Source organism: Streptacidiphilus melanogenes, assembly GCF_000787835.1.
Lineage (GTDB): Bacteria > Actinomycetota > Actinomycetes > Streptomycetales > Streptomycetaceae > Streptacidiphilus > Streptacidiphilus melanogenes.
Genome location: NZ_BBPP01000010.1, coordinates 191,802 through 208,734, shown reverse-complemented (window position 1 = coordinate 208,734; position 16,933 = coordinate 191,802). Strand labels below are relative to the sequence as shown.

General features: G+C 72.9%; 16 protein-coding genes. 9 read left to right on the top strand and 7 right to left on the bottom strand.

Annotated features, from left to right (window positions below):
• Positions 1-93: 93 nt before the first annotated feature.
• Entirely contained in the window at positions 94-879 is a 786-nt protein-coding gene (locus TR49_RS14505) for a hypothetical protein (RefSeq protein WP_042381604.1), read from the bottom strand.
• Between the two features lie 172 nt (positions 880-1,051).
• Complete coding sequence (hpnH, locus tag TR49_RS14500; RefSeq protein WP_042381602.1) at positions 1,052-2,056, bottom strand: adenosyl-hopene transferase HpnH; 1,005 nt, start codon at positions 2,054-2,056, stop codon at positions 1,052-1,054.
• A gap of 79 nt (positions 2,057-2,135) precedes the next feature.
• Between hpnH and TR49_RS14495 the strand changes: the two genes are divergently transcribed.
• The 3 genes from TR49_RS14495 to TR49_RS14485 all read left to right on the top strand — a co-directional run bounded on the left by TR49_RS14495 (position 2,136) and on the right by TR49_RS14485 (position 5,319).
• Positions 2,136-2,774 (top strand): TetR/AcrR family transcriptional regulator, encoded by a 639-nt coding sequence (locus TR49_RS14495; RefSeq protein WP_042381600.1) that lies wholly within the window; start codon positions 2,136-2,138, stop codon positions 2,772-2,774.
• Positions 2,775-2,871: 97 nt separating this feature from the next.
• Positions 2,872-4,380: a flavin-containing monooxygenase gene (locus TR49_RS14490; RefSeq protein WP_042381598.1), complete on the top strand. Its 1,509-nt coding sequence runs from the start codon at positions 2,872-2,874 to the stop codon at positions 4,378-4,380.
• A gap of 42 nt (positions 4,381-4,422) precedes the next feature.
• Positions 4,423-5,319 carry an SDR family oxidoreductase gene (locus tag TR49_RS14485; RefSeq protein ID WP_042381597.1) on the top strand — a complete coding sequence of 299 codons (897 nt, stop codon included), beginning with the start codon at positions 4,423-4,425 and terminating at the stop codon, positions 5,317-5,319.
• Positions 5,320-5,345: 26 nt separating this feature from the next.
• On the opposite strand, the gene TR49_RS14480 is transcribed toward TR49_RS14485, so the two are convergent.
• Positions 5,346-6,782 (bottom strand): pyridoxal phosphate-dependent decarboxylase family protein, encoded by a 1,437-nt coding sequence (locus TR49_RS14480; RefSeq protein WP_042381595.1) that lies wholly within the window; start codon positions 6,780-6,782, stop codon positions 5,346-5,348.
• Positions 6,779-7,357, bottom strand: coding sequence for a TetR/AcrR family transcriptional regulator (locus TR49_RS14475; RefSeq protein ID WP_042381593.1), 579 nt, complete (start codon positions 7,355-7,357; stop codon positions 6,779-6,781). Before TR49_RS14475 ends, TR49_RS14480 begins: the two co-directional genes overlap by 4 nt.
• 109 nt (positions 7,358-7,466) lie before the next feature.
• On the opposite strand from TR49_RS14475, the gene TR49_RS14470 reads away from it, so the two are divergent.
• Positions 7,467-8,231 (top strand): SDR family NAD(P)-dependent oxidoreductase, encoded by a 765-nt coding sequence (locus TR49_RS14470; protein WP_042381591.1) that lies wholly within the window; start codon positions 7,467-7,469, stop codon positions 8,229-8,231.
• A gap of 43 nt (positions 8,232-8,274) precedes the next feature.
• Here TR49_RS14470 and TR49_RS14465 read toward each other — a convergent pair whose 3' ends face one another.
• Positions 8,275-8,688, bottom strand: a complete 414-nt coding sequence (locus tag TR49_RS14465; protein ID WP_042381589.1) for a hypothetical protein — start codon at positions 8,686-8,688, stop codon at positions 8,275-8,277.
• Between the two features lie 121 nt (positions 8,689-8,809).
• On the opposite strand from TR49_RS14465, the gene lnt reads away from it, so the two are divergent.
• The 3 genes from lnt to glmS all read left to right on the top strand — a co-directional run bounded on the left by lnt (position 8,810) and on the right by glmS (position 12,654).
• Positions 8,810-10,453, top strand: a complete 1,644-nt coding sequence (gene lnt, locus TR49_RS14460) for an apolipoprotein N-acyltransferase (protein ID WP_439654103.1) — start codon at positions 8,810-8,812, stop codon at positions 10,451-10,453.
• 70 nt (positions 10,454-10,523) lie between these two features.
• Entirely contained in the window at positions 10,524-10,799 is a 276-nt protein-coding gene (locus tag TR49_RS14455) for a hypothetical protein (RefSeq protein ID WP_042381582.1), read from the top strand.
• Positions 10,800-10,827: 28 nt separating this feature from the next.
• Complete coding sequence (glmS, locus tag TR49_RS14450; RefSeq protein WP_042381581.1) at positions 10,828-12,654, top strand: glutamine--fructose-6-phosphate transaminase (isomerizing); 1,827 nt, start codon at positions 10,828-10,830, stop codon at positions 12,652-12,654.
• Between the two features lie 95 nt (positions 12,655-12,749).
• Here the strand turns inward: glmS and TR49_RS14445 are convergent, their stop codons facing one another.
• Together TR49_RS14445 and TR49_RS14440 are read right to left on the bottom strand one after the other, a co-directional pair.
• Entirely contained in the window at positions 12,750-14,150 is a 1,401-nt protein-coding gene (locus TR49_RS14445; RefSeq protein WP_042381578.1) for a GNAT family N-acetyltransferase, read from the bottom strand.
• A 140-nt stretch (positions 14,151-14,290) separates the two neighbouring features.
• A complete protein-coding gene (locus TR49_RS14440; protein WP_042381576.1) occupies positions 14,291-15,259 on the bottom strand; it encodes a GlxA family transcriptional regulator in 969 nt (322 codons plus the stop codon).
• Positions 15,260-15,382: 123 nt separating this feature from the next.
• Between TR49_RS14440 and TR49_RS14435 the strand changes: the two genes are divergently transcribed.
• Together TR49_RS14435 and TR49_RS14430 are read left to right on the top strand one after the other, a co-directional pair.
• On the top strand, positions 15,383-15,706 hold the full coding sequence (locus TR49_RS14435; RefSeq protein WP_152627255.1) for a putative quinol monooxygenase: 324 nt from the start codon (positions 15,383-15,385) through the stop codon (positions 15,704-15,706).
• Positions 15,707-15,847: 141 nt separating this feature from the next.
• Entirely contained in the window at positions 15,848-16,585 is a 738-nt protein-coding gene (locus TR49_RS14430; protein WP_084724892.1) for a GNAT family N-acetyltransferase, read from the top strand.
• The last annotated feature ends 348 nt before the right edge of the window (positions 16,586-16,933 follow it).

The following is a 16,933-nucleotide window of genomic DNA, read 5'->3' as shown; positions in this document are numbered from 1 at the left end:
TGCGCGAGAACCCCCCCGAGGGGGATGGCCCTGCCCGCTCGGGATCGCACCGCTGTGGGTGGCTTGTCGCGCAGTTCCCCGCGCCCCTGTCGGCTACGCCGACGTACGGGCCATCTCGTCGAGGGCGCGGAGGAGGCCTGGGAGGGACGGGCCGCGGCCGAGGGGGAGGACCTCGTGGGGCTTCTCGTCGAGCAGGAGGAGGGCGATGTCCTCCGTGTTCGCGGCGAGCGACCAGCCGGGGCCGTCGGCGCGGACGATGCGCGCGCCTTCGGGGCCGGGCGCGGAGCGCACGCGGCCGGCGGGCGGGGGGTCGCTGGTGTAGCCGATGGCCTCGGTGAGGACGCGTTGGATGTGGGCGGGGGGCTGCGCCCCGGTCTCGTCGAAGGAGGCGTGCAGGCCGACCTGCCGGCGCCAGGTGAGCCACTGCTTTGCGACGTCGTCGGCGGCCATGCGGCGCTGCGCGGGGCCCCAGGCCGCGGGGTCGGGGGCGGTGAGGAGCTTCGCGCCGGGTGCGGGGCGGGGGTCGTGCGGGTCCGGGACGCCGGGAGTGGCGACGGTGAGGGCGAGCGGCCAGCCGGCGATGGTGTCGACGACCGTGCGGTCCGGCGCGGACAGCTCGTACGGCATGCCGCAGTCCCATGCGGCGATCGCGCAGCCGATCAGTGCGGCGTCGTCGGAGACGACGGTCCAGCGCGCGCCGGACGCGTCCTGGCCGAAGAGCAGGCCGTAGCCGTCGGCCCACGGTTCGAGGCCGAGCACCGCGCAGGCCTCGGGGTAGTCGTCGCCGAGCACGCTCGGGAACTGCCCCGGGGTCAACAGCAGCGCTGTGAGCACGTGGAACGTGTCCAGCTCGTCCTTCGCGTTCGTGTTCGCGGTCATGCACGCCCCCATCGCCCGGACGGTCCAACGCCTGGATCACCCGGTTGGCTCAGTGGATCGCTCGTTGGGGGGCATGCTAGTGACGCGCCGACGCGCCACGCCAGGGACGAAAGGGACGGGCCGCCGTGACCGGAAGGTCACAGCGGCCCGACGGACGGACGAAGGCGCGGGCTCAGCCCGCCGTCACCGCGCGGATGCTCTCGCGCAGCGAGGACATCGTGGCGAGCACGGCCGTCGGCTCGTAGCCGCAGTGCGCCATGCAGTTGTCGCAGCGGGCGTCCTTGCCGCGGCCGAACTTGTCCCACTCGGTGGTGTCGAGCAGCTCCTGGTAGGTCTGGGTGTAGCCGTCGGCCATCAGGTAGCACGGCTTCTGCCAGCCCTTGAGCGAGTAGGACGGGATCGCCCACGGGGTGCACTCGAAGTCCCGCTTGCCCTCCAGGAAGTCCAGGTAGAGGGCGGAGTGGTTGAGCCGCCACTTCTTGCGGCGGCCGTCGCCGAAGGCCTTCTTGAACAGCGTGCGGGTCTGCTCGACGCCGAGGAAGCGGTCCTGGTCCGGCGCCTTCTCGTAGGCGTAGCCGGGCGAGATCTGCATCCGGTCGACCTTGAGCTCGTCGTTCAGGTAGTCCAGCACCTCGATGATGTCCTGAGGGCTGTCGTTGTTGAAGAACGTCGAGTTCGTGTAGACCTGGAAGCCCGCCGCCTTGGCCTGCTTGATGGCGGCGACGGCCTGGTCGAAGACGCCGTCCTTGCTCACCGACTCGTCGTGCCGCTCCTGCAGCCCGTCGATGTGGACCATCCACGCGAAGTTCCGGTGCGGCTTGAACTTGTGGATGTGCTTGGGCAGCAGCACCGCGTTGGTGCACAGCACGACGAACTTGCCGCGCTTCAGCAACTGGCGGGTGATCTCGTCGATCTGCGGGTGCATCAGCGGCTCACCGCCGGCCAGGGAGACCATCGGGGCGCCCGATTCCTCCACGGCCGCGACCGCCTGCTCCACCGGCATGCGCTGCTTGAGCACGCTCGCCGGGTGCTGGATCTTGCCGCAGCCCGCGCAGGCGAGGTTGCAGGCGAAGAGGGGTTCGACCTCCACGATGAGTGGGAACTTCTCGCGGCGGAGAAGCTTCTGCTTGAGGAGGTAGCTGCCCATCTTGACGGTCAGATTGAGTGGGAGTCCCATGATCTCTCTCTCCGTTCCCCCGGGCGACGGGTCCGTGGCCCTCTTCTAACATACAGTCTGTATGGAACAGGATGCAGGTATGACAGCACCCCGGTCGACGCGTTCGTCGCGGAATCGGCGCGCGGAACACACCGCCGACACCCGGCGCGCGCTCGTGCGCGCCGCGCGCACCCTCTTTGCCGAGCGCGGATACACCGCGACGGGGACCGAGGACATCGTGGCGGCGGCGCAGGTCACCCGGGGAGCGCTCTACCACCACTTCAAGGACAAGGCCGACCTGTTCCGGGCCGTGATGGGCGAGTGCGCCCAGGACATGGCCGAGCGGCTGGTCGAGCAGGAGACCGCGCGCGCCGAGAGCGAGAGCGGCGACGCCTGGACCCTGCTGCGGCACGGCTTCCAGTCCTTCCTGGACGCCTGCAACGACCCCGACTTCCAGCGGATCGTGCTGGTCGAGGGTCCGGCCGTGCTGGGTCACAGCGCCTGGGACGCGCTCGTGGAGGAGCACGGGTACGTGCTGCTGGCCGAGGAGCTGGCCCGGGCGATCGACGAGGGCAGCATCTCGCCGATGCCGATCGGCCCGCTCACCCGGATGCTGGCGGCGCTGATCTCCGAGGCGAGCCTCTACATCGCCCGCGCCGAGGACCACGAGACCGCGCGCAAGGAGGCCGGCGAGGTACTGGAGCGCCTGCTCACCGGGCTGTCGCGTACCGGCGCGTAACTTCCGCCGTCCGAAGCCTTCCCGAGCCGCGACGCGTCCCCTAGTCTCTCGATTGCGCCACTGATTACTGGCACAGTTAAGGGTGGAAGGTGAGGGCATGGGGAGCAGCGCGGCGGTCCAACGGGTCAAGGTCGCCATCATCGGCTCGGGATTCGGCGGTCTCGGCGCCGCCGTGCGGTTGCGCCAGGAGGGTGAACACGACTTCGTCGTCCTGGAGCGCGGCGACAGCGTCGGTGGCACCTGGCGCGACAACAGCTACCCCGGCTGCGCCTGCGACGTCCCGTCCCACCTGTACTCGTTCTCCTTCGCGCCCAACCCCGACTGGCCGCGTACCTTCTCCGGCCAGCCGGAGATCCGCAGCTACCTCGAGAGCGTCGTCGACCGCTTCGGCCTCCGCGGCCACCTGCGGTTCCGTCACATGGTCACCGGCGCGCGCTGGGACGAGGCGAGCGGCCGCTGGGAGGTCGACACCGAGCAGGGCCGCTACAGCGCGAAGGTGCTGGTCGCCGCCACCGGCCCGCTCTCGGACCCGTCCGTCCCGGACATCCCCGGGATCGCGGACTTCCCCGGCGAGGTCTTCCACTCCGCGCAGTGGAACCACGACTACGACCTGGCCGGCAAGCGCGTCGCCGTCATCGGCACCGGTGCCTCCGCGATCCAGATCGTGCCGTCCATCCAGCCGAAGGTCGGCCGGTTGGTCCTGTTCCAGCGCACCCCGCCGTGGGTGATGAACCGGATGGACCGCGACATCACCACCGCCGAGCGCTTCGTCTACCGCCATGTCCCCGCCGCCCAGAAGGCGCTGCGCGGCGCCCTCTGGCTGGTGCGCGAGTACCAGGTCGGCGCCTTCGTGAAACGCCCCGGCCTGCTGCGCGCTCCCGAGGCGCTGGCCCTCGCCAACCTCAGGCGGGCCGTCAAGGACCCGGACCTGCGCGCCAGGCTGACGCCCGACTACCGTTTCGGCTGCAAGCGCGTCCTGTTGTCCAACACCTACTATCCGGCGCTCGCCCAGCCGAACGTGGACGTGGTCGCGGCGGGCCTGAAGGAGGTCAAGGGCAGCACGCTGGTCGCCTCGGACGGCACCGAGCACGAGGTCGACGCGATCGTCTTCTCCACCGGCTTCCACGTCACGGATCTGCCCGTCGCCGACCACATCACCGGCGCCGGCGGCCGGACGCTGGCCGAGGAGTGGACCGAGGGCATGGCCGCGCTGCGCGGCACGACCGTGCGCGGCTTCCCCAATCTGCTGCTGGTCATCGGCCCCAACACGGGGCTCGGGAACAGCTCGATGGTGCTGATGATCGAGTCGCAGCTGAACTACCTCGCGGACTACCTGCGCAAGCTGGACGCGAGCGGCGCGGCCGCGCTGGACGTCACCGCCTCCGCGCAGCTTCGCTGGAACGACGAGGTGCAGCGCCGGATGGCGAGGACGGTGTGGAACACCGGCGGCTGCCGCAGCTGGTACCTCGACGCGAAGGGCAACAACACCACCCTGTGGCCGGGCACCACCGGCCACTTCCGCCGCGAGACCCGCACGGTGGACCTGCACGAGTACGACCTGATCCACGCGCCCGCCTCCGCCCCGGCCGCGAGCGTCAACGCCTAGCCCGCCCACGCCTGACCCTGGACGTCTGAGAGGTAGATCGACATGTCGACGAGCAAGAGCATGGCCGGGCAGGTCGCCGTCATCACCGGAGCCGCGCGCGGCGTGGGCGCGCAGCTGGCCCGGGTGCTGACCGCGCGCGGCGCGCGGGTCGCCCTGGTCGGGCTGGAGCGGGACGAGCTGAAGCGGGTCGCCGAGGAGTGCGGCCCCGAGGCCGGCTGGTGGGAGGCCAACGTCACCGACCGCGAGGCGCTGAACGCCGTCGCCGCGGAGATCCTGGACCGCTACGGCCGGGTCGATGTCGTGGTCGCCAACGCCGGCATCGCGACGGGCGCGCCCTTCGCCGACTCGGACCCGGACGTCTGGACCCGCGTCATCGAGGTCAACCTCGTCGGCAGCGCGAACACGGCCTGGGCCTTCCTGCCGGCGCTCGCCGCTTCCCAGGGGTACTTCCTGCAGATCGCCTCGCTGGCCGCGATCACTCCCGCGCCGCTGATGAGCGCGTACTGCGCGAGCAAGAGCGGGGTGGAGGCGTTCGCCCACTCGATCCGTCCCGAGCTGGCGCTGAAGGGCGTCAAGGTCGGTGTCGGATATCTGAGCTGGACCGACACGGATATGGTCCGCGGCGCGGACGAGGACCCGGTCATGCGCGACATGCGCGCGGCCCTGCCCTGGCCGCTGAACCGCACCTACCCGCTGGGCCCGGCCGTCGACCGCCTGGCCGACGGCATCGCGCGGCGCAGTGCGCACGTCTACGCCCAGGCATGGCTCCGGGGGATGCAGCCGCAGCGCTACCTGGTCCCCATGATCATGGGCGCGGTGGGTCCGATGCGGCTGCGCGCGATGGGCGCGCGGCTCGCGGAGTTCGCGGAGAACCCCCGCGGCCTGGTCGGCCGCGGCGGCGCGGCGGACCAGGCGGACCGCAAGTCGCACATCAGCTAGCCGGCTCGTCGTCCGGCGCCGGCGACCTACGCCGCCGCATGCCCCCGTTGCAGGCTCTCGCCCGCCGCGCGGCACTCGTCCAGCAGGACCTGCAGGTCGCCCCGGGTCGTGCGGGCGTTCAACAGGCAGGCGCGGACGGCCTCGTGGCCGTTCAGGACGGTGCCGGTGACGAACGCCCGGCCGCGCTCCTGGACGGCGACGGCGAGGGCCGCGTTGACGCGGTGCAGCGTCTCGGTGTCGGCGTCGGCGGGCGCGTAGCGGAAGGCGACGATGGACGTCTCGACGGGCGTCAGCAGCTCGAGGTCCGGGTCCTCCTCGACCATCCGCCCGAGCTCGCGGGCGAGTTGGCAGCAGCGGGAGACGTCGCGGGTCACCCCCGAGCGGCCCGCGGCCGCGAGCGTCGCCCAGACCTTCAGCGAGCGGAACGGGCGGGTCTGCTCGATCCCGTACTCGGAGAACCAGCCGAGCCCGCCCGCCGCGTCGTCGCGCAGGTAGGCGGGCACCAGGCTGAACGTCCCGCGCAGCTGCTCGGCGTCGCGGACCAGCAGGCAGCCGCAGTCCACCGGGACGCCGAGCCACTTGTGCGGGTCCAGCGCGAAGGAGTCCGCGCGCTCCAGGCCCGCGTAGCGCGGCGCGGCCACCGGATCCAGCCGCCCGAAGGCGCCGTAGGCGCCGTCGACGTGCAGCCAGAGCTTCTCCTCGGCGCAGACGTCCGCGAGCGCGCCGAGGTCATCCACGACGCCGGCGTTCACCGTCCCGGCGGAGCCGACCACGAGGAACGGCGTCAGCCCGGCGTCCCGGTCCGTGCGGACGCGCTCGCGCAGCGCCTCGGGGATCATGTGCCCGGCGGCGTCGGTCGCGACGGTGACCAGGTGCCTGCTGCCGAGCCCGAGCAGCTCGGCGGCCTTGCGCACGCACGAGTGCGTCTCGGCGCTCACGTAGCCGACGAGCGGCGGCAGCGCGCCGACGCCCTCCTCCCGCACGTTCACCCCGAGCTCCGCGGCGGCGCGGTTCCGGGCGGCGGCGAGCGCGACGATGGTCGCCATCGACGCGCCGGAGGTCAGCAGCCCGCCCCCGGCCGGGTGGGGAAAGCCGACGAGCTCGGCGAGCCACCGGACCACGCTCCGCTCCAGGTGTACGTCGGCGTGGTCGCCTCCGGCGGAGCTCGGGTTCATCGCGGCCGCGGCGAACGCGCCGAGGATGCCCGCGGGCGCGGGCGCGGCGTTCACCCACCCGAAGAACCTGGGGTGCCCGTTGCCCATGGGGTAGGGGAGCACGTCGCTCTCGATGGCCCGGACCAGCGCCGCCAGCTCCGTCCCGTCCTCGGGAAGCGGCCGCTCCAGCAGCTCGCTCCGGGCCGCGGCGGGCATGGGCGTCCAGACCTCCCGCTGGGGGAGCCCGTCGAGGTAGTCGGCGAGCAGGTCGACGGCGTCGTGCGCGGCGGAGCGGAAGTCGCTGGTCATGCGGACACTGTAGGGGCCTTCAGGACCCCGTTCAGCAGCAGGTCGATGAGCCGTACCGCGAGCTCCGGGTCCTGGTCGTTCTCGGCGATCAGGCTGATGCCGCCCAGGGCCATCAGGACGTCCCGCGCGGTCACGCCGGCACGGGCGACGCCCGTGCCGAGCAGGTGGTGGACGGCCTCGGTGAGGTCCGTGCGCGTCTGCAGGCGCTCGCCCTCGTCGGAGAGGACCACGCGCAGGGCCGCCGCCATGCCGTGCTTCGCCGCCATGAACTCCATGAAGCGCACCATCCAGGTCCGCAGCGCCTCCCTCGGGGGCGAGGAGGCGGCCAGTATCGGCGCCGCCTCGCAGAGGGCCCGGACCTCGTTCCGGTAGGTGGCCTCGACCAGCAGCTCCTTGGAGGGGAAACGGCGGTAGAGCGTGCCGACGCCGACGCCCGCGGCGCGGGCGATGTCCTTGACGGAGGCGTCGACGCCGTCGCGGGTGAACGCCTCGGCCGCCGCGCGCAGCACGCGGTCCTCGTTGAGCTGCGCGTCCGCGCGCAGCGGCCGCCGCCTCGCGCCGTCCTTCTCGTCCACCGATCCCGCTCCTCGTCAGGCCTGTTTGCAAGCGGAACCAGTTCCGCTTACTGTCGAAATGGAAACCGGAACGCGTTCCGGATAATCAGCCTAGCCGGAGGAGGACGACATGGGTACACGACTGAACGGAACGGTGGCGCTGGTGACCGGCGCCAGCAGCGGCATCGGAGCGGCGACGGCACGCGCCCTCTGCGCGGAGGGTGCGGCGGTCGCCCTGGTCGCACGTCGGCGGGAGCGGCTGGAGGAGCTGGCGGCCGGGATCCGGGCCGACGGCGGAACGGCACTCGTCGTCGTCGCCGACATCACCGACCGGCAGCAGGCCGCCGGCGCCGTCGCACGCGTGGCGGCGGAGCTCGGCCGGCTCGACACCGTGGTCAACAACGCCGGTCTGATGCACGTCGGGCCCGCCGCCGCGGCGTCGCTCGACGACTGGGACGCGATGGTGGAGATCAACGTCCAGGGTCTGCTGCATGTCACCCACGCGGCGCTGCCGCACCTGATCAGCGCCGCGGCCGACTCGCCGCGCCGGGTCGCCGACCTGGTCAACATCAGCTCGACCGCGGGCCGGGTCGCCCGGCCTGCGACGGCCGTTTACAACCTGACCAAGTTCGGCGTCAACGGCTTCACCGAGGCGCTGCGCCAGGAGGTGCGGGAGCTGGGCGTGCGGGTCGGCGTCGTGGAACCCGGCACCGTGGCCACCGAGCTCAGCTCGCATCTGCGCGACGGCGTACGGGAGGCGATCGAGCGTCAGGTCGAGGGGCTGGAGCTGCTCCGTCCGGAGGACATCGCCGACGCCGTCGCCTACATGGTCACCCGCGACCGGCGCGTGGCCGTCAACGAGATGCTGGTCCGGGCCTCGGACCAGAGCTGGTAGGCCGACCTGAGCCGGGCGTCGCCGCCCGGCCGGGGGCCGTCCGTCAGCCGCGCGGCTCGCTGAGGGAGACCGAATCGCCCGGGGGAGCCGGCTTCGGCCGTCGCGGGAAGCGGTCGCCGGAGAGGTCGGGCCCGGAGTCTGGCCCGGGGCGCCTGCCCCGGCCGCGCACGCGGTCGGAGACGAAGCGCATCGGCGCGCTCAGCGCGATGGCCAGCGGATGGCGGGTGACGTCGAAGCCGAGGCTGCCCCGATCGGTCGGACGGCCCCAGGTCCGCTCCAGCGGGTAACCGATCAGCAGCCACAGCGGCGCCGTGGCGACCAGCGCCGCGCCGATGACGGCCCTGCGCCCGCGCCGGTGTCGCCCGCCCCCGGCGGGATGGCCTCCGCCACGGATGTGCAGCTCGCGGCGGCCGGAACCCGAACGGGCCCCCCGAGGTTGCGGATCGTCTGATGCCATGTCAGCCTCCCGTCCGTTCCAGGGTGCATCGCACCCGCCGCCGTGCGCAAACAAGGTGCTCAACCGTTGATCGCACGAGAGACTGGAGGGGTCCGACCGTATGGCGTGGAAAAGGGGCACCGTGAGCGTCGTCGCTGGGAGGAAGGCGATGGGCGAGCAGGGCGACGCACCCGCGCCGCGCGGTGAGGGCGGACGCTTCGCCCGGTTCTGGCGGCGTGCCAGGATGCCGCTGCTCGCCGCGGCCACGGGCGCGCTGCCCGTGCTGATCTTCCCCACGCCGGGCTGGTGGTGGTTCGCCTACCTGTGCCTGGTGCCGCTGATGCTGGTGCTGCGGGCCGCGCCGACCCCCCGGCGGGCCGCCTGGCTCGGCTGGTGGGGCGGGATCGGCTTTCTGATCGGCGTGATGAGCTGGCTCATTCCCTCCGTCGGCCCGGCCATCGTGGTGCTGGCCGCCTGCCTGGGCGTGCTCTGGGCGCCCTGGGGCTGGCTGGTGCGCCGTCTGCTGCACGGCACACCGGACGCCGGGCGTGCGCTGGCCGCCCTCGTGCTGGTGCCGACGGGCTGGCTGCTGACCGAGACGGTCCGGTCCTGGCAGTACCTCGGCGGACCGTGGGGGCTGCTCGGGGCCAGCCAGTACCAGCAGCACTACGCGCTGCGGCTGGCCTCGGTCGGCGGGGTCTGGCTCGACAGCCTGCTGATCGTCGCGGTCAACACCGCGGTCGTCGTCCTGCTGGCGGCCTGGGGGCGGTCGGCCGTGGCCTGGCTGACACTGCTCTCGCTCGCGGCCGCGACCGTGGCCCTGACCGCCTGGGCGCCCGTCCCGCAGTCGACCGGTCGGACCGCCGCCATCGGCGTGGTCCAGCCCGGCATGGCCGTGGCCAACGACGCCGTCGGCGACCGGACCGTGCGCGGCGAGCAGCTCAGCGCGACCCTCACCGCCTCGCGCCCGGACCTGGTCCTGTGGGGCGAGAGCAGCGTCTCGTTCGACCTGGGCGCCCGCCCGGACCTGGCCGCGCGGCTCAGCGCCCTCTCCGCCTCGACCGGGGCGGACCTGTTGGTCAACGTCGACGCGGTGCGGCCCGGCAAGGGCGGGATCTACAAGAGCTCGGTGCTCGTCGGCCCGAGCGGGCTGACCGGTCAGCGCTACGACAAGATCCGCCTGGTGCCCTTCGGCGAGTACATCCCGCTGCGGCCGGTCCTCGGCTGGATCAAGGACTTCTCCAAGGCCGCCGCCGTCGACCGCCGGCGCGGCAGCGAGCCGGTGGTGATGACGGTGCCGACGCGCGACGGCGGCACGCTCAAGGTCGGCCCGCTGATCTGCTTCGAGTCCGCCTTCCCCGACATGAGCCGGGCGCTCGTGCAGCGCGGCGCGCAGGTGATCCTCGTCCAGTCGGCCACGCCCACCTTCCAGGACACCTGGGCGCCGGAGCAGCACGCCTCGCTGGCCGCCCTGCGGGCCGCCGAGACCGGCCGTCCGGTCGTGCAGGCCACGCTCACCGGCGTCAGCGTCGCCTACGACGCCTCCGGCCGCCAGGTGGGCGAGCGGCTCGGCAAGAACACCTCCGGCGCGACGGTCTACACCGTGCCACTGGCGACGGGCAGCACGCTCTACGACCGCTGGGGCAACTGGGTGCCGACCGCCTGCGCGCTGGTCCTGCTGCTGAGCGGCGGCGCCTGGCTGGTCTCCGCGCAGCGCAACCGGCCCCGGGTCGCCCCCGACAGCAAGCCCGACGACGCCTCGGACAACCCGTCCGGCGGCCGTTAGCGCGAGATCCTGCCCGATATCGGGCAGGATTCTTGGAGAAGCGTCTTCATCCTGCGTAAGGTCATGCGTCGTGTCCCAGGCCAGCCACCCTCACGACGACCTGTTGCAGCACCTGCTCCGCACGACCGCGCTCCACCCGGGCGAAGCCGCCCGGGTGATCGCGGACGTGCTCGCCTACTTCGGCGAGAGCACCGAGGAGTACGTGCGCCGCCGCCACGGCGAGCTGCAGGCACGCGGGCTGACCAACGACCAGATCTTCACCCGCATCGGTCAGGAACTGCGGCAGCGCCGCGTGGCAGCACCCGAGCTGTCCGCCCGCCAGCTGCGCCGACTGGTCTACGGGTGACCATTTCGACGAACGGGAGTCGGTACGTATGTGCGGAATCGTGGCCTACATCGGCGGCAAGGACGCGGCGCCCATCCTGCTGGAGGGTCTGGCCCGACTGGAGTACCGGGGCTACGACTCGGCCGGCGTGGCCGTCACCGGCAAGACCGGCGGACTGAAGACGGTGAAGAGGAAGGGCCGGGTCGCCGACCTGGCCGCCGCCGTCCCCGGCCGCTTCAAGGGCACGACCGGCATCGGCCACACCCGCTGGGCCACCCACGGCGAGCCCAGTGACGCCAACTCCCACCCGCACCTGGACGGCGCCGGGCGCTTCGCCGTGGTGCACAACGGCATCATCGAGAACGCCGAGGAGCTGCGCGCCAAACTGGAGAGCGAGGGCGTGGTCTTCGCCTCCGACACCGACACCGAGGTGCTCGCCCACCTCGTCGCCGCCCACGCCAAGGACGCCGACGAGCTCGAGGACGCCGTCCGCGGCGCGCTCGCCCGCGTCGTCGGCACCTACGGCATCGCCGTGCTGGACGCCGAGCGCCCCGACCGGATCGTCGTCGCCCGCAACGGCAGCCCGATCGTGCTCGGCATCGGCGAGAAGGAGATGTTCGCCGCGTCGGACGTCGCCGCGCTGGTCCGCTACACCCGTCAGGTCGTCCACCTCGACGACGGCGAGCTGGCGACCGTCCGCGCGGACGGCTTCAGCACCTTCACCCAGGACGCGCGTATGACGGCCAAGCAGCCGTCGACCGTGGACTGGGAGGAGGCCTCCTACGACACCGCCGGGCACGCGCACTTCCTGATCAAGGAGATCTCCGAGCAGCCCTCCGCCGTCGAGCGGACCCTCTCCGGCCGCGTCGACGAGCGCTTCGCCACCGCCCACCTGGGCGGCCTGAACCTCGACGCCCGCGAGGCCCGCGCCTTCCAGCGCGTCAAGATCCTCGGCTGCGGCTCCGCGTACTACAGCGGCGAGCTCGGCGCCCAGCTGATCGAGGAGCTGGCCCGGATCCCCGCCCACGCCGAGCCGGCCTCGGAGTTCCGCTACCGCAACCCCGTCATCGAGGCGGACACGCTGTACATCGCGGTCAGCCAGTCCGGCGAGACCTACGACACCCTCGCGGCGGTCCAGGAGATCAAGCGCAAGGGCGGCCGCGTGCTCGGCGTCGTCAACACCGTCGGCAGTGCGATCGCGCGCGAGTGCGACGGCGGCGTCTACCTGCACGCCGGTCCTGAGATCTCCGTCGCCTCGACGAAGGCCTTCACCTCCACGGCGGTGGCGTTCGCGCTGATCGCGCTGCACTTCGGCCGCGTCCACGACCTCTCTCCGGCGGACGGCCGCCGCATCTGCGCCGGCCTGAAGGCGCTGCCCGGCCAGATCCGGGAGATCCTGGCGCAGGAGGAGCAGATCGCGCGCCTGGCGGCGCAGTACGCGCAGAACGCCGGGATGATGTTCGTGGGCCGGGTGCGCGGCTGGCCGGTGGCGCGCGAGGGCGCGCAGAAGCTGAAGGAGGTCTCCTACGTCCACGCCGAGGCCTACCCCGCGAGCGAGCTCAAGCACGGCCCGCTGGCCCTGATCGGCCCCGAGCTCCCGACGGTCGCCGTCGTCCCCGACGACGAGCTGCTGGAGAAGAACCTCACCACGCTGGGCGAGATCCGCGCCCGCCACGGCCGCGTCCTGATGGTCGGCCACACCGCGCCGGACCCCAAGTACGCCGAGGACTGCATCCTCGTCCCCCGCAACGAGCCCGAGCTCGACCCGATCCTGCTGGGCATCCCGCTGCAGCTGCTCGCCTACCACGCGGCGGTGGCCCTGGAGCGGGACGTGGACAAGCCCCGCAACCTGGCGAAGTCCGTCACGGTGGAGTAGCCCTGCCCGGGGGACGGGAGTTGCCCACCCCCGCCTACGCGCGCGGACGGCCCTGACCGACACAGGGCCGTCCTTCCAAGCGTCGTACGGGCATGCTACTGAGGCGCGGTCAGCGCAAGGGTCGGGGACAGGTGGGCCGTGATGACCAGGGTGCCGTCCTCGACCTGGTAGTCGAGGGGGACCTCGAGGCGGCGGAGGGTGGCGATCATGCCGCTGTTGGAGGAGTTGGTGACCGCGTAGACCGTGGCGACGCCAGCGGTGCGGGCGAGTTCGGTGAGGCGCTGGACCAGCGCGCCGCCGATGCCGTGGCGTTGCCAGGCGTCCTCGACGAGGACGGCGATCTCGGCGGCGTCGTCGTCCCAGAGCAGGTGGGCGAGGGCGACGATCGCGCCGTCCTCGGACTCGACGGCGAGGGTCTGGCCGTGGCGGGGGTCGAGCAGGTGGGCGAGGTAGCGGTCGACGTCGGCGACGGGGCCGTGGTAGCGCTGGCGCAGCGTGCGCGAGCTGCAGCGTGCGTGCATCGCGGTCGCGGCCGCGCGGTCGCCGGGCTCGGCGCGGCGGACGGCGATCTCGCCCATCGTGTGCGGGGCGCGCTCGCCGCTGACGTGCAGCGTGGCGCGGTCCTCGGGGACGCGCGGGCCGAGCTGCGCGTCCAGCTCAACGAGAGCCCGGGCGCGGGCGAACTCCGTCGGGGTGAAAGGTGGCTGAGAGCGCGTCAGTTCAACCACGCCGCCGGCGGGATCGCGCAGGCGCATGACCGCGCCGTCCAGCTCGTCCTCGTCGAGCGACTCGCCGGGCAGCGAGCGGATCCGGCAGCGGCCGAACAACTGCCGCAGTGCCAGCGGGAGTTCTGCCGCGTCGTGGGCGGTGCGGGTGGCCATGGTGAGCACCCGGGTCGGGACGTCCACCAGGTCGTGCGGGTCGGCCCGCTCCACCCAGACCTCCGAGCCGCCGGCTGCGACCAGCGCGCGGCTCAGCTCCTGGGGTGCGAGCAGCGGGGAGGCGCGCACGACGAACTCGTCGACCGTCTCCTCGGCCAGCGGATGGGCCTGCATGGAGACGATGTTGACGGGGATGTCGGCCAGGGCCCGGCACAGCGAGGCGAGGCTGCCCGGCGAGTCGGCCACGGTCACCCGGATCCGCCACAGGGCGACCTCCTCCGGCGGGGTCGCGGCCGTCGGAGCCGGGAGTGTCTCGGCGTCGAGGCCCGGCGCCTGGGCCTGCGCGGTGGCGGCCGCGGAGCCGGATGTCGAGGTGATCGAGCCTGGCGGGGCGTGTGTGTGACGGTGTGTCCACCAACTGTGCCAGACCGCCGTGGCGCCGAGTGCGAGCGCGGAGGCGAGCAGCAGCACGGGTCCGTCGTGGCCGTGCACCACGATGTTCGCGACGAGATCGGCGACCGCGACGGCGACGAAGACGGCCGAGAGTTCGACGGTGTCGCGCCGCCAGCGGGCGCGGACGGACGAGAGGGACGGCTGGGCATGGGATCGCTTCATGCCGTCATGTTGCCGAACCAGTGTTTCGTGATCACGAACCGATCATGACCGCGAAGTAAAGCTTGGATTTGAAGTGGAATGTCCCATTTCTATGCGAGCGCCTCGCGAGCGCTTCTCGACTGCTGTGGCGCAGGGTTCGCTCAGGGATGATCCCGCAGCAGTCCGGGAGTCGTGCCCAGGCGGCGTCGCAGCAGGGTGGCGAGCGTGGTGCCGTTCTCGTAGCCGACCCGGCGGGCCACCGTGTCCAGTGGCAGATCCGTGGTCCGCAGCAGGTGGACGGCCTGTTCCAGGCGTACCTGCTGGGCGAAGCGGATCGGCGTCATACCGAGTGCGGCGCTGACCGCACGTTGCAACGTGCGGTCGCTGACGCCGAGTTCGCGGGCGACGCCGGCGATGCTGAGCGGCTCGTCCAGATGGCCGCGCAGGTGGCGCTCGAAGGCGTCCACCAGTGGGTCGGTCCGGGCGAGATGGCCCGGTATGGCGTAACCGGCCTGGCTGGGGCGGGAGTCGAGGACGAGGTAACGGGACGTCAGCTCGGCCAGTGCGGGGCTCGTCGCGCGGACCAGCGCGAGGGCGAGGTCGAGGTGCGCCAACGCGGCCCCGGCCGTGGTCACCCCTGGCGCGGGGACGACCATCCGGCGCTCGTCCAGGTCCACCTGCGGATAGCGCTTGCGGAAGGCCGGCGCCAGCCACCAACTCGTCGTCGCCGGAAGCCCGTCGAGGGCGCCGGTCTCGGCGAGGACGAACGTGCCCGCGCACGCCGCCGCCAGCGCGGCCCCCTGTGCGCGGGCCGCGAGCACCGCCTCCCGTGCCGGCTCGGCGGCGGCGGAGGCGACCCACGCGGTCAGCCTCTCGGCGCGCGGATACCAGAGGCCGGGGACGACCAACAGGTCCGCAGGCCCTGCCTCCGGGAAGGGCACGGCGTCCACCGTGTGCCCCGCGGCGGTGCGCACGGGCGTGCGCCCCGCCGGGTTCACGCACCGCACCTGCCAGGACGGAGGCGGGGTGGCGAGCTCGCCACGCAGGGCGTCGGCGGTCCGCAGCACGTCGAGCACGGCGGCCAGGCCCGAGTCGAAGACCTGGTCCATCACCAGGACGGAGACCCTCATGTCGGAAACGGTAACGGACACGCCGGATCCGTCACTGCGCCGGGGTGGGTGCGCGGCCGTAGCGTGGGCGGCAGGCGCGGACAGCCCGTCCCGTCCGTCCCGTCTTCCGCAGAGGAGTCCGTCGTGACCGCTTCCAGCACCTCCGGCACCGACGTCGGCTATCTGGTGCGCTTCGAGGCGAAGCCCGAGTGCGCCGAGGAGTTCGGCGAGCTGCTGCGCGGCGCGGCGCTGGAGCTGGCGCGGCAGGAGGAGGGCACCACGGTGTGGTTCCCGCTCCGCTTCGGACCCACGAGCTTCGGTGTCTTCGACGCCTTCCCCGACGAGGCCGCCCGCCAGGTCCACCTGCACGGCCGCATCGCGGATCTGCTGCGCGCGGAGGGGCCGAGACTGCTCGCCCAGAGCGTGAAGATCGAGCCTGTGGACGTGCTGGCCGCGAAGCTGCCCTGAGGCCGACTGCCCTGAGCCTCAGCCGCCCTGAGCCTCAGCCGCCCTGGGGCTGAGCTGCATTGTGGCTGAGCTGCGCTGGGGCTGAGCTGCCCAGAGGAAGTTGACCTGGCGGTTGTCGGTGCCGCCTGCTGTAATGGCTCCATGACGAGTTCATCTCTTACATCGTCGGTGGATGTCGCGCTCGGCCGCCCCGTCACGTCCGTCGTCACGGACTGGATCTCGGGGTGGGTCGTCTCGCGCGGGGCGTCCGAGCCGGTGGCGCGCCCGTGGGGCTGGACGATCGACGTGGGGCAGCCGGGGCAGGTGGCCCGGCACGTCGTCGTCGACGCCGACGAGGCGCGGGTGCGGGAGGCAGCCGACCGGGCACAGGTGGAGGGCTGGTGGCTCAAGGTGTTCCTGCCCGAGCCGTGCGACGAGCCGCAGCGGCCGGTCGGCGCGTGGCTCGGTCCGAGCTGGGCGTTCGACACGGCGGCGTTCCTGATGACCGTCCAACTGGAGCCGGACGCGCAGGACGCGGCCGGGGCGCTGCCGCCGGACTACGACCTGCGTACCTGGGTCCGCGGCGGCGTGGTCCGAGCCCTGGTCGTCGCGCCGGACGGATCGCTCGCCGCACGCGGCCAGGCGGGCCTGGCGGGCGATGTCACCGTGCCCGACCAGATCCTCACCGCCCCGGCCCACCAGCGCCGCGGGCTCGGCTCCGTCGTCATGCGTGCCCTGCAGCAGCAGGCCTGGGCCGCCGGCGCGACCCGCGCGGTCCTCGGCGCGACGCCGGCGGGCCGCGCGCTCTACGAGACGCTGGGCTGGCGCGCCCGCACGGGCTTCGCCAGCGCCTACCTGACCGGCGCCGGTGCCACCGTCCCGGCGTCCGCCCCCGCCTGACGCTGGGCTGGCGCGCCCGCACGGGCTTCGCCGGCGCTTACTGGACCGGCGTCACTGTCACCGCGGCCGCTTCCGGCACCGCCTGGCGCCGGATCGGCGCGACCGTGCCGGCTTCGCCGGTGCCACCGTCCCGGCGTCCGCCCCCGCCTGACGCCGGGACGGCGCGACCGTGCTGGCTTCGCCGGCGCCTACTGGACCGGCGTCACTGTCACCGCGGCCGCTTCCGCCACCGCCTGACGACGACTGGGCGCGACCGTGCGGTGTCATTCTGCCGCTCCGCCGCGCGAGTGGCGGCCCGCCGCGATCAGCGGCTGCGTCTCGGGGCACCCCCGGGCCCTGGCCGTCCCA

Coding starts and splice junctions, on each gene's coding strand:
- TR49_RS14505 (WP_042381604.1), bottom strand. CDS start 879: ATGACCGCGAACACGAACGCGAAGGACGAGCTGGACACGTTCCACGTG.
- hpnH (WP_042381602.1), bottom strand. CDS start 2,056: ATGGGACTCCCACTCAATCTGACCGTCAAGATGGGCAGCTACCTCCTC.
- TR49_RS14495 (WP_042381600.1), top strand. CDS start 2,136: ATGACAGCACCCCGGTCGACGCGTTCGTCGCGGAATCGGCGCGCGGAA.
- TR49_RS14490 (WP_042381598.1), top strand. CDS start 2,872: ATGGGGAGCAGCGCGGCGGTCCAACGGGTCAAGGTCGCCATCATCGGC.
- TR49_RS14485 (WP_042381597.1), top strand. CDS start 4,423: ATGTCGACGAGCAAGAGCATGGCCGGGCAGGTCGCCGTCATCACCGGA.
- TR49_RS14480 (WP_042381595.1), bottom strand. CDS start 6,782: ATGACCAGCGACTTCCGCTCCGCCGCGCACGACGCCGTCGACCTGCTC.
- TR49_RS14470 (WP_042381591.1), top strand. CDS start 7,467: ATGGGTACACGACTGAACGGAACGGTGGCGCTGGTGACCGGCGCCAGC.
- TR49_RS14465 (WP_042381589.1), bottom strand. CDS start 8,688: ATGGCATCAGACGATCCGCAACCTCGGGGGGCCCGTTCGGGTTCCGGC.
- glmS (WP_042381581.1), top strand. CDS start 10,828: ATGTGCGGAATCGTGGCCTACATCGGCGGCAAGGACGCGGCGCCCATC.
- TR49_RS14445 (WP_042381578.1), bottom strand. CDS start 14,150: ATGAAGCGATCCCATGCCCAGCCGTCCCTCTCGTCCGTCCGCGCCCGC.
- TR49_RS14440 (WP_042381576.1), bottom strand. CDS start 15,259: ATGAGGGTCTCCGTCCTGGTGATGGACCAGGTCTTCGACTCGGGCCTG.
- TR49_RS14430 (WP_084724892.1), top strand. CDS start 15,848: ATGACGAGTTCATCTCTTACATCGTCGGTGGATGTCGCGCTCGGCCGC.